Below are 11,216 nucleotides of genomic sequence, written 5' to 3'. Positions count from 1 at the left end.
GAAAGAGGCCACTGTGAACGTGACAATCAATCCTATCAACGACCACGACCTCGGTTGGGTGAAGCAGGTCTGGTTGGCTTGGGGAGGGGAATTTGTCGTCACCCGTGGTCGGAAGGTGTTGCCGGACCAGTGTCGCGGGTTCTGCGCGATCGATGATTCCGGCAAGCGTGCGGGGTTGGTGACCTATCAGATCTCCGGCTCTCAGTGTGAAGTAATAACGCTCGATACGATGGTCCGTTTTGGCGGCGTTGGAACCGCGCTCATGAGCGCGGTTGAGTCGGCAGCTCGTGAATCGGGATGCCGTCGGCTCTGGTTCATCACCACCAACGACAACCTGGATGCCATCCGGTTCTATCAGCGACGCGGGTACACCATTGCCGCCGTCCATTTGGATGCCATCGCTGAATCCCGCAAGCTGAAACCGTCAATTTCGCTTGTCGGCAACTACGGCATTCCGATTCGCGATGAGATCGAATTCGAGAAATGGCTGTAGGCCGCGTGATCAGGTGTGATCGCGTGATAAAGTGCTTGTCTGGACCGTCCCCGCGCACGTAATTTCTTCGTACCTATGAAATACGCCAATTACGTACATCTGCACACACACAGTCAGTACTCCCTTCTGGACGGCGCCTGTCGGCTGGACAACCTGATCGAACTCGCCAAGGAATTCAAGATGCCCGCGGTGGCGGTCACCGATCACGGCAACTTGTTCGGCGCGATAGAGTTCTACAAGAAAGCCACCAGGGCAGGCATCAAGCCGATTATCGGTATGGAAGCGTATGTCGCAGCCGGCAGCCGTTTCGACAAGAAACCCTCGAGTCAGTATCCCAATGGCGGCTTTCATCTCATCCTGCTGGCCAAGGACCTGACCGGTTATCACAACCTGATTAAGCTTGCCTCGACGGCATATCTTGAGGGGTTCTACTACCGTCCGCGCATCGATAAAGAAATACTCAAACAGCACTCGCAAGGGCTAATAGCCACATCGGCCTGTCTGCAGGGAGAGGTGAATTGGTATCTGCTTCGGGGTGAGACGGACCAGGCAGTGGCGACTGCGCGAGAATATCAGCAGATTTTCGGCGAGGGGAACTTCTTCCTCGAGATTCAGAATCACGATCTGGAACTGGAACAACAGGTGATCCCGAAAGTCGATGCCGTTTCCCGTGAAACCGGCATCCCGTTGGTGGTTACCAACGACTGCCACTACCTCCGGCAGAAAGACTGGGAGGCGCACGACGCTCTCCTGTGTATCCAGACCAACAAGACGGTCGAGGATCACGATCGGATGCGCTATAACACCGATCAGATTTATTTCAAGACGGCCGAGGAGATGGAACAGCGGTTCGGTGATTTCAAGGAAGCGATGGCCAATACTGTCCGGATTGCCGAAGCCTGCAATCTCGAGATAGAAACCGGCAAACTGAAGCTGCCCGTATTCCCGATCCCGCAGCAGTATGTCGACGCCGATGCATACCTTCGGCATGAGACCGAAGCGGGTCTACGGGAACGGTACCCGAAGATCACCGAAGAGATTCGCAAGCGAATGGAGTACGAGCTCGGCGTCATTAAGCAGATGGGGTATGCCGGATATTTCCTTATCGTGAAGGATTTCTGCGACTACGCGCGCAAGCAGAAGATACGTGTTGGTCCGGGGCGAGGCTCGGCTGCCGGGTCACTCGTCTCATATGTGCTGAAGATCACCGATGTGGACCCGATCCGTTTCAAACTCCTGTTTGAGCGCTTCCTCAACCCGGAGCGTATTTCGATGCCGGATATCGATATCGATTTCGCCGACCGCGGTCGTGACAAGATCATCCAGTACGTTATCGACCGGTACGGTTCGGACAATGTCTCCCAGATCATCACGTTCGGGACGCTCAAGTCGCGCATCGTCGTGCGCGATGTCGGGCGCGTGCTGGGAATCGCCTACGCCGAAGTTGACAAGATCGCCAAGATGATCCCGGCGGCGGTGGATATGACACTCGAGAATGCACTCAAGACCACGCCTGAACTGGCGGATCTGGTGGAAAAGGATGCTCGTGTCCGTCGATTGATCGATTATTCCAGGACGCTCGAGGGGTTGGCGAGGCACTCGTCGACACACGCCGCAGGTGTGGTGATCGCGCCCTCAGCCCTGACCAACTGGGTGCCGCTGTTCAAGAGTACCGAGGACGAAATCACGACACAGTACGACATGAAGATGGTCGAGGAGATCGGCCTCTTGAAAATGGACTTCCTCGGCTTGCGGACGCTCACCGTTGTCGATGACGCCCTTCGGATGATCGCCGAGAACCACGCTGATGCCGTCATCGATATCGACAACCTCAGTCTTGATGACCCCAAGGTGTACCAGCTATTCGCCCGAGGAGACACGATCGGCATCTTTCAGTTTGAATCGAGCGGCATGCGCGATTACCTGCGGAAGCTCCGTCCGGAGACGTTTGCCGATATTACTGCCATGAACGCGCTGTATCGACCGGGACCGCTCGATGCCAAGCAGGCTGACGGCTCCACCATGATCGATATCTATATCAACTGCAAGCACGGCGCCAAGGATATTCACTTCCTGCATCCGACACTGGAACGGATTCTCGGCGAGACTTATGGCGTCATCGTGTTCCAAGAGCAGGTATTGCAGATCGCCAACCAGCTCGCGGGGTATTCGCTTGGCAAAGCGGACCTCCTGCGCAAGGCGATGGGGAAGAAAGACGCGGCGCTGATGGCGGCACAGAAAAAGGAGTTCCTCGAGGGGACCGACAAGCACAAGATAGACCGCAAGGTATCTGAAGAGATATTTCATCAGATCGAGACCTTTGCCCGCTACGGGTTCAACAAGGCCCACGCGACCTGCTATGCGCTGATAGCGTATCAGACCGCCTGGCTGAAGTGCTACTACCCGCACGAGTTCATGGCAGCCCTCATGACTTCGGAAATCAGCGACACCGACCGCATCTATACGCTGCTCGAAGAAGCTCGACGGCTCGGGATCAAAGTGGAGCCACCCGATGTCAACGAATCTCAGACCGACTTCAGTGTGGTGGCAGGCAGGATCCGGTTCGGCCTTCTGGCGGTCAAGAATGTCGGGGAAGGTGCTGCTCGTTCGGTGGTGGAAGCTCGACAACAAAGGGGCGTTTTCAAGAGCCTTGCGGAGCTTGCGAGCCGCGTCCCCGCCCGTCACCTGAATCGACGCACACTTGAGGCGCTGATCGCCGCCGGCGCTTGTGATTCGCTGGAAGGCAACCGGGCACAGAAATTCGAAGCGGTTGAGCCGATGCTGAACTACGGTCACCGCGTGGCCGAAACCGCCAACTCTCATGACCTGTTCGCCGGATCCGGTGGCGTGCAACGGGTCGCGCCGGCACTCCCAAACGTCCCAGACTGGCCGACCGCCAAAAAACTGGCCGAAGAGAAAGCCATGCTGGGTTTCTACATATCCGGCCACCCCCTGGACAAATTCCGCGATGAACTGGTCTGCTTTTCCACCTCCAGCCTGGCCGACCTCAAACAGGCAAACGACGGTCGCGAAGTGACGGTCGGCGGCATCATTACGACGGTCAAGAAGATGGTAGACAAAAAAGGGAATCTCATGGCCTTCGTGGGGCTTGAAGATTTTTCCGGCGGCGCCGAGCTGATCTGTTTCTCCGACTGTTTCGATAAGAACAAGGCGCACATAGAAGTAGACAGTATCGTGCTGGTTTCTGGACGCGTCTCAACGCGAGAGGGAGAAGCCGCGAAGGTGATCACCTCAGAGGTCATGCCGCTCGAAAGCCTCTCGGAACGATTCAGTTGCCAACTCGTTATAAAGGTCGATGCGGATTGTACCGAGACACAGATGGACAGGGTGCTGGCCGTGTTAAAGGAGCACCCGGGCGAGGCGCCGGTCCTACTGGCGGCTCGTCACAACGGGTCAGAAGTGTATATTCGTTCTCGGAAATACGCGGTCAGCGCTGATTTCACTCTGCTCAACGCTCTCAAAGAGCTTTTGGGTGATTCGGCGGCGCATCTCAGGAAGGTAACCACACGCAACGGCTTCTGACGAGTTGCGGCAGTGTAAGCAGAGGATTGAAAGAGTAACTTTTTCTACAGGAATAGTGTATGCGATTGATCAAACCGCTCGTGCTTGTCATGGCGCTTGTCTGTTTCGCAGTCCCGGTCGTATTGGCCGAGACCGCTGAGAAACCGACCGGTTCTGCGCCTGCAGGCGCACAGACCTCCGCCAAACCACCCGACTCCGCCAAGGGCGCGGAGATCAAGTGGATCCCGTTCGACGAGGGGCTTGCCAGAGCCAAAAACGAAGGCAAGCATATCTTTGTGGATATCACCGCCTCCTGGTGCGGCTGGTGCAAGAAGATGGAGAAAGAGACGTTCAACCAGCCGGAAGTGGTCAAGATGGTGAACGAGAACTTCGTGCCGGTCAAAGTCTGGGGCGACTCCGACAAGGAGTTCATGATCGAGGGGTACAAGATCTCCGAGCGGAATCTGGCCACCAGCGCTTTCGGCGTGACCGGCTTTCCCACTTTCTTCTTTCTCTGCCCGGATGGGAAAGCGTACAATCGTTTGATCGGCTATCGCGTCAAAGACGCACTGATGAAAGAGCTGACCTTCGCTCGTACGATCGACTGCGACACGCTGGAAGCCAGGCAGTCATCGGGAGCAGCCGACCAGAAGGGCACGGACAAGAAGTGATGAACACGAACGTGACGAAGCAGATTGGTCATCGAATCAGACAAATTTCGATTTTGTCAATTGCCGCCTCGGCAGTATTGCTTGCCTCCTGCAAGACCGATAACCAGAAAACTGGCAGTACGCCGGGTGCCGATCTCCAGGCGCAGCCGGCGATGGCAGCGGGGCAGAACCAATTCAAAGCGTATGATCTGAACGGCAAACTTCGCAACTCCAGCGAATGGGTCGGACGGCAGCCGGTGGTGCTCAACTTTTGGGGAACCTGGTGCCCGCCGTGCCGTCGCGAGATCCCGGACCTGGTGAAGCTGTATGACGAATATCGCACGAAGGGGGTGGAGATCATCGGCCTGGCCGTCAAGGACCAGCCGATGACCGTCAAGGTGTTTACGCAGGAGGCCGGCATGGACTGGGTGATGCTGATGGCCGACTACGATGTGTTGTCGCAGTTCAATGTTACCGGCGGAATCCCCACGACCATATTTCTTGACAAGAACGGTAACGAGATAGGGCGCGTGATCGGTGCTCAGTCCTACGAGCAGTTCAAGCCGCGGTTCGACGCGATACTGTAATTACAGCACGTTGAATTCTTTCGGGGTCGGCGCCGCAGAGAGGCGCTGACCCCTTCTTTTTGCCGGGTGTAAATACAGACGGTCGGCTGTTTCACGACCGACCGTCCGTTTGGGATGGAATGTAACGGGAGGATGTTACTTTGACCTTAAGATAAGTTGTGGACCTATGTAGTCAAGTTTTTTTATCCGGTCGGCAGCACGAAATGCAAGCCCCCGGTAGAGTCGTTGGCTCTGTCCGGGGGTATTCCCAGCGTATGTTCGAGACGCGACCTATGCTACCGGTCTCTCGCGAAAATAAAGCCGCAGCATATACCAGACAGCCCCCACTGCGACGAGAAAACAGATCAGAAACATGGCGAATACCGACCACTGCGGCGAGACAGCCAGTGATGACGGCTCGAACTGGCCGCCCAGTTTCAGAAGGCGCACATAGTGTCTGTTGATCACCATGGTCACAAGCGACACAAACAGCATGATCGATGACGGGAGGAACCGGCGCTTCATAAAGAAATGAATCGAGCCGGAGAACAGGAGTATGCCGATGGTCAGGCTCCAGATCGCGGGGGAGCGCATGAACCCGCGAAGGTATTCATCGAGCGAGAGCAAGTACGCCAGACCGGCAACCGAGGCGAATATCATCCCCCACAGGAAAAACCCCTTGCCGACTCGGAATGCCTGTTCGTTGCTCCGCCCCAAAAGCCCCACGAAAAACCCGCCGACAGTAATGGCGCCGAAGATCATGTGGAGCCAGCGCAGCAAAAAATCACCGACTTCGGGATTGAACGTCAGGCCGGACTGGTCCAGGGCGTACAGGCGTTTGATTTCATCAGGTCGTTCCGCCATGGAGAAGACGGAACTGTATACTATCGAGACGTACAAAAACATCGCCAGGGCGATAGTCAGCTCGACAGCCCGACCGGTGCCGGAGCTCTTTTTTGAGAAGGCCGCGCCGTACACGAAGTAGTAACCGATTATCATGGCCGGTATGACCATCAGCCAGAACCAGCCGCTTACTATGGAAGCGGAGTAGGCCTGGCGATGATAGACCAGTTGGAGGAACAACAGCGGTGCGACGCCGAGCGTAACCGTGGCTGCTACGGCGGTGGGGAACAGTTGGACAAACATCTGGACGGTGGGATCGTCCCATCGATTCCTAAACCTGCCCCACAGAATGATGATGATACCGCCGACCAGGAAATTCATGGCCGCGAAATGCAGGCTCAGTGTCAGGATATGCAAACTGGTAATGAGCCAGAGCGGTGCGGACAGAAAATTATATTCAGGGAGTGACATGGGCCGCCCCTTTCTGTAGTGTCTTGAAGTATGCTATCAGTGCCGCACGTTCTTCTTCGCTCGCCGTGAACGCCGGCATACCATCTCCGAGCTCAGCAGCGTTAGTCAGTATATCGTCGTATTCCTGGTCGCTAAGACCCGCCAGAGACTCTGTTTTGTCCGAAACCCCTCCCGCCCAGTGACAGGGCGCACACCGCTGGTCGAATACTGTCTTTCCCAGCTCTACGCCGCTGAGGCCGAAAACCTGGCTCACGGGGCGTCGATCGGTCCGCGCCGCAAGATACGCAGCAAGGGTATCAGCTTCCCACGGTTTCCCGAGAAACGGCGGCATATGACCTCGCATCAGCTGCGTGCCCTTCACCATATCGGCAATAAACGGCTCATCAGTGCCGTCGAATACCGGCTTCAGGGGCTTGTATCCCGAAAGGGTGTGGCAACTTCGGCATAACCGCCGAAAGAGATCGGCGCCTTTGTCGCCGGTACGGTACACCATCTGGTTGAGATATCCCTCCTCCTGGTAGACGCGGGCATAGGCGACTTCAACTCCGTTGCCGTACATGAAATCCGTGATGACAAACGGCTTGCGTATCGATTCGCGAAACCACTCGTATTCGCCGAACCACAAGAGTCCAAACAGCATCGTGACCAGAGCAATTACGGTCGTGTATCTCTTCGCCAAGAGGAAACCGAACAGGATTAACAGTACCGCCACGCCTCCCGCGTACCAGTATGATGCGGTAACCGCCTGAATAGGGGTTGGCATCCGCTCAAGCGCAGAGACGGTTATCGCGCCTGGAATCGACTTCCAATACCAGTAGAAAGTGGGCACCATGAGGATTAGTCCTGCCAGGCCCCATCCGGCGTTATAGCGAACGAGCCTCGTGAGGGAGTCAGATTTAGGGAAACGTGAGGCGACCAACAACGCGTACAATCCTGCCAGCATGATGCACACCCCCGTTCGGAACGCCAATGAGGGCCAGAAAGTGGGGTTGAAGAATCCATCCCAGAAATTGCCGGTCTGAAGCCAGGAGCCGGGTGTCAGCATAAATGTGACGATCCCGTTGATAATGAACAATGACAACCAGGCGGCAACAAAGTAGATCCAGCCGAGGATGAGATGGCTTCTGGCCGATATCCGCTTCCAGCCATAGTAGTACAGCAACGCGGAGGTGATCTCTACTACGAAAAATGTCCATTCAGTCGCCCAGCCCCACACGAAGTTGTGGATAAGCACCTCCGTGGCAGCCGGATTCAACAGTCCGATAACGAACCAGATTCCCACCCCACTCAGTCCGCCGAAGACCAGCGTGACCAGGACAAAGAACTTGCTCAGCCGCTGCAAGAACTCAAGCCGAAGTCCGTCGTTCGTCCTGCGGGCCAGATGCTCAGTCACGACAAGATACAACCCCCCGCCGATGGCAAAGTGGGAAACAAAGACATGGAGAACCGCCACGACTGCCATCAGCCAGCCGTACCCGATCCCAACGTCCCAAAACGGATAATTCATCGCTCACCTCCTTTGGAAGGCCGTTCCTTGGCCGAGGTCATCATACCGCAGAACGGCGGCCGGAGCAAGTTTATTTGCAGGTTTGTGGGCCGCCCGAAGTCTCTCAAGTAGCTCCACGATTTGGCCGATAACCATTGTATCCGCCCCGATCGGTGATTGTTGCGCAAGCAGAGATCAACTGACTATAGCCAAGGAGGAAATGATGGTTGAGGAAATGGTTGTCGAACCGGGCGGCGCAGGCATGTTCGCCGCGATTGGAGCAGCGTTCTGGCTGCTGCTGGTGGGGTTATACCTGCTGTTTAGCTGGCTGTTCTATCGGATAGCCAAAAACGCCGGTCAGGAAGAGAGTGCCTGGTGGGCGTTCGTACCGATACTGAACTTCTTCTTGATGATCAAGGCCGCAGGGCGCCCACTGTGGTGGTTCGTGCTCTGCCTGATTCCGATCGTCAATATCGTGGTGCTCTGCATCCTCTGGATCGATATTGCGAAAAACTGCGGCCAGGCGGGATTTTGGGGTTTTCTGATGATTATCCCGTTTGCGAACCTGATCGCGACCCTCGTGTTGGCGTTCAGCACGCCGCCGCGTCGCTCCGGCTCGTTCTCTCATCCCACCCGCCCGCGTCAGCCGGTCGGTGCTCGATAATCGGGGTCCGGTCAGTTCAATTGACCGATGATAAACGCCGGTGGCAGGGATTTGCCGCCGGCGTTTTCCTTTGCTGACAAAGCCCTCACGCGTCCGGTGATTCCCGCTTGGAGAAATACTTGATATCATTGTGACAGATGTAGCCGGCCTTGGAGAATGCCGCCATCGACGGCAGATTGTGCTCTTCGATCAGGGCGCAGATGACCACGGCGCCACGACTCCTGAGAAACTGCTCGCATTCCCGAATTATTTCACCTGCCAGTCTTTTACCGCGATAGTCAGGGTGTACCGCCACTCGATTGACCCACCCCCTGCGGCCGTCGTAATTGGCCAGCCCGACAGCAAGAAGCTCACTGTTGTGAAACAGCCCAAACAGCCCGACTACTGGAAGCTGAAGCTCCTCGCTGAATTTCTGGCGGCTGTCGCGACCGCGCGGGCGATGGGGCAAGCCGGCCAGCGACCACAGCTTGATGACGTCGTCATAGTCGGCAATACTTAGCCGGCGAATCTCAGTGTTCATACTTCTCCTTCAGAATACCTGCCAGCATACTTATGTCAAACTCGGAGGCAAATGGTTCGTCGTTCCAGTGTTCGCATCCGCAGAAATCAAGGAGTACGCCCCGCACCGGCAGACCGGCGTCGGCGGCCGTACGCATCCCTTCCGCCAGCATGAGGATACAGGCAATGCCGATCACACCGAGGTTCTCTGACCGTCCCGCGAAATGCCCGATCTGCTCGGCCAGCTTTCGCTTGGAGAACAGGCAGGTGGCACCATACTGGTCGGCCAACTCCTGTACCTGGTACGCCCGGCAGGTCGGCGTGCAGCTTTGACACTGGTCTCCCCATTTCTCATCCGTTTTCAGGCAACTCGGATTGTGCAGCGACAGGCAATCGGGCATGACTATGAGCGTCTCCTTGCTGCGGTTAAACGCCTGGCGGTTCTGCCGGTTGAGCATGGCGACCGTCAAGAGCGCGTGAAGATAGTTTTCTTTGGGAGTGCGGCGTAGCTCATGATCGTCCCGCTCGCTTCGATCAGCGAGGGCGTGAGCCAGGAAACCGTCGATGGCGCCAAATTCTTCAGAAAAATATGCCATCCCCTCTTTCAGGAACTGATCCAGGAAGGATTCGAGTCGGGCGTCGAATCCCGGCCTCAGGTGATACGTCGGTGGTGTGCGAGTCACACGCCCAATATATGGACTCCGGCCGAAAAAACTTTGGTCCGAATTTATCGTATGTGATATTATTCGATGCGAAGCGGCATTGGACCACGTTAGGAGGAGTTGAGCTATGCAGACCATGCCTCCGCCTGTTTTCTACAAGAATCCAGGTCTGGCGGCCGTCCTGTCGTTCTTCTGGATGGGACTGGGACAGATCTATAACGGCCAGATCGCGAAGGGGATCGTCTTCATGATCGCCTACGGGTTTTCCGTCCTGCTTATGTTAGTTTTGATCGGTTTCATCACAACCCCGATCCTGTTCATCTACGGGATTTGGGATGCCTATACGTCGGCCGAGAAGATCAACCAGCGGATTGCCTGGTATCAGCAGCAGTCCGGCGGTCCGGCCATGCATTGACGACGGCCACTCTCACTATTCTTGATTGACCCAATCATCGCGAACCCTATATTCCGGCCATGTTGCTCGCCATCGATATCGGCAATACCAATACTGTGGTTGGGGTTTTCAAAGGCGAGACCCTGAAGGACCACTTCCGTGTGGCATCGAACCGAACGATGACCGCCGACGAGGCCGGCTTCTTCATTACGGGACTGCTGGAGCGGATGAAGGTCCAGAACGAAGAGATCGAGAAGGTTGTAATCGCCTCGGTGGTGCCGCCGCTGACGCCCACGTTTGAAACAACGTCCAAGAAGTACTTTGGGTGTGTGCCGGTGATGGTCTCGGCGCACATAAAGCTGCCGATCACCATCACCATTGAGCAACCGGACCAACTCGGGGCGGATCGGATCGCCAATGGCGCGGCGGCGTTCACAAAGTTCGGTGGGCCGGTGATTGTAATCGATTTTGGTACGGCTACCAATTTCGATGTCGTGAATGAAAAAGGGGAGTATCTCGGCGGCGTGCTGTTACCCGGACCGGAGACCGCTATGTCGGAGCTGGCCCGCCGGGCGGCACGACTGTTCGAGGTTCGCATTGAACCGCCGGACTCGGTGATCGGTCGTTCGACCGCGGGGGCATTGAAATCCGGCTTATTCTATGGCACCGTCGGACAGGTTGATTTTCTTACAGATCAGATTATCAAGGAGGGGGGGATGAAACAACCGATGGTTGTTGCGACCGGTGGTTTGGCGGGCAGCATTCACAAGTATTCCCGGTTTATTCAACGCACGGAGCCTACTTTGACGCTTGAGGGGCTGAGGTTAATCGGGGAGATGAACTAGAACCTGTCTCAAAATTGCTTTAGCAGGATGAGGGTACAGGCGAGTTGTACAAAGCCCAGGAAATTAGCGGTGTAGTATTCCCAACGCACGAGGATACGTCGCTGCCACTGGAGCCACGAAAA

The 11,216-nt window shown here is 56.1% G+C and carries 11 protein-coding genes; 7 read left to right on the top strand and 4 right to left on the bottom strand.

All coding sequences use genetic code 11. The features are described from left to right. The first annotated feature begins 13 nt into the window (after nucleotides 1–13). The 4 genes from AB1644_09065 to AB1644_09050 all read left to right on the top strand — a co-directional run bounded on the left by AB1644_09065 (nucleotide 14) and on the right by AB1644_09050 (nucleotide 5,252). Nucleotides 14–493 carry a GNAT family N-acetyltransferase gene (locus tag AB1644_09065; GenBank protein ID MEW6051193.1) on the top strand — a complete coding sequence of 160 codons (480 nt, stop codon included), beginning with the start codon at nucleotides 14–16 and terminating at the stop codon, nucleotides 491–493. A gap of 75 nt (nucleotides 494–568) precedes the next feature. Further along, entirely contained in the window at nucleotides 569–4,036 is a 3,468-nt protein-coding gene (locus AB1644_09060) for a DNA polymerase III subunit alpha (GenBank protein ID MEW6051192.1), read from the top strand. A gap of 59 nt (nucleotides 4,037–4,095) precedes the next feature. Beyond that, nucleotides 4,096–4,686 carry a DUF255 domain-containing protein gene (locus AB1644_09055; protein MEW6051191.1) on the top strand — a complete coding sequence of 197 codons (591 nt, stop codon included), beginning with the start codon at nucleotides 4,096–4,098 and terminating at the stop codon, nucleotides 4,684–4,686. After that, entirely contained in the window at nucleotides 4,686–5,252 is a 567-nt protein-coding gene (locus tag AB1644_09050) for a TlpA disulfide reductase family protein (protein MEW6051190.1), read from the top strand. The genes AB1644_09055 and AB1644_09050 overlap by 1 nt, the downstream gene beginning before the upstream one ends. Before the next feature lie 270 nt (nucleotides 5,253–5,522). Here the strand turns inward: AB1644_09050 and AB1644_09045 are convergent, their stop codons facing one another. Together AB1644_09045 and AB1644_09040 are read right to left on the bottom strand one after the other, a co-directional pair. Continuing rightward, on the bottom strand, nucleotides 5,523–6,545 hold the full coding sequence (locus tag AB1644_09045) for a hypothetical protein (GenBank protein ID MEW6051189.1): 1,023 nt from the start codon (nucleotides 6,543–6,545) through the stop codon (nucleotides 5,523–5,525). Continuing rightward, nucleotides 6,532–8,052: a c-type cytochrome gene (locus AB1644_09040; GenBank protein ID MEW6051188.1), complete on the bottom strand. Its 1,521-nt coding sequence runs from the start codon at nucleotides 8,050–8,052 to the stop codon at nucleotides 6,532–6,534. Before AB1644_09040 ends, AB1644_09045 begins: the two co-directional genes overlap by 14 nt. 199 nt (nucleotides 8,053–8,251) lie before the next feature. On the opposite strand from AB1644_09040, the gene AB1644_09035 reads away from it, so the two are divergent. Further along, nucleotides 8,252–8,695, top strand: a complete 444-nt coding sequence (locus AB1644_09035) for a DUF5684 domain-containing protein (GenBank protein MEW6051187.1) — start codon at nucleotides 8,252–8,254, stop codon at nucleotides 8,693–8,695. 85 nt (nucleotides 8,696–8,780) lie between these two features. Here AB1644_09035 and AB1644_09030 read toward each other — a convergent pair whose 3' ends face one another. Next, a complete protein-coding gene (locus tag AB1644_09030) occupies nucleotides 8,781–9,215 on the bottom strand; it encodes a GNAT family N-acetyltransferase (protein ID MEW6051186.1) in 435 nt (144 codons plus the stop codon). Then, nucleotides 9,205–9,876, bottom strand: coding sequence for a DUF116 domain-containing protein (locus AB1644_09025; GenBank protein ID MEW6051185.1), 672 nt, complete (start codon nucleotides 9,874–9,876; stop codon nucleotides 9,205–9,207). Before AB1644_09025 ends, AB1644_09030 begins: the two co-directional genes overlap by 11 nt. Nucleotides 9,877–9,982: 106 nt before the next feature. On the opposite strand from AB1644_09025, the gene AB1644_09020 reads away from it, so the two are divergent. Then, a complete protein-coding gene (locus AB1644_09020) occupies nucleotides 9,983–10,270 on the top strand; it encodes a hypothetical protein (GenBank protein ID MEW6051184.1) in 288 nt (95 codons plus the stop codon). Nucleotides 10,271–10,329: 59 nt separating this feature from the next. Continuing rightward, nucleotides 10,330–11,094, top strand: coding sequence for a type III pantothenate kinase (locus AB1644_09015; protein MEW6051183.1), 765 nt, complete (start codon nucleotides 10,330–10,332; stop codon nucleotides 11,092–11,094). Nucleotides 11,095–11,216 lie beyond the last annotated feature (122 nt).

This window comes from Candidatus Zixiibacteriota bacterium (genome assembly GCA_040753875.1).
Classification (GTDB): Bacteria; Zixibacteria; MSB-5A5; order GN15; family FEB-12; genus DATKJY01.
Note: the sequence above shows the minus strand (reverse complement) of the source record. Positions and strands in the feature narration are given on the sequence as shown.

Excerpts from the sequence above, each read along its gene's own strand:
- AB1644_09035 (MEW6051187.1), top strand. The coding sequence starts at position 8,252 with ATGATGGTTGAGGAAATGGTTGTCGAACCGGGCGGCGCAGGCATGTTC.
- AB1644_09050 (MEW6051190.1), top strand. The coding sequence starts at position 4,686 with ATGAACACGAACGTGACGAAGCAGATTGGTCATCGAATCAGACAAATT.
- AB1644_09015 (MEW6051183.1), top strand. The coding sequence starts at position 10,330 with ATGTTGCTCGCCATCGATATCGGCAATACCAATACTGTGGTTGGGGTT.
- AB1644_09055 (MEW6051191.1), top strand. The coding sequence starts at position 4,096 with ATGCGATTGATCAAACCGCTCGTGCTTGTCATGGCGCTTGTCTGTTTC.
- AB1644_09040 (MEW6051188.1), bottom strand. The coding sequence starts at position 8,052 with ATGAATTATCCGTTTTGGGACGTTGGGATCGGGTACGGCTGGCTGATG.
- AB1644_09060 (MEW6051192.1), top strand. The coding sequence starts at position 569 with ATGAAATACGCCAATTACGTACATCTGCACACACACAGTCAGTACTCC.
- AB1644_09030 (MEW6051186.1), bottom strand. The coding sequence starts at position 9,215 with ATGAACACTGAGATTCGCCGGCTAAGTATTGCCGACTATGACGACGTC.
- AB1644_09020 (MEW6051184.1), top strand. The coding sequence starts at position 9,983 with ATGCAGACCATGCCTCCGCCTGTTTTCTACAAGAATCCAGGTCTGGCG.
- AB1644_09045 (MEW6051189.1), bottom strand. The coding sequence starts at position 6,545 with ATGTCACTCCCTGAATATAATTTTCTGTCCGCACCGCTCTGGCTCATT.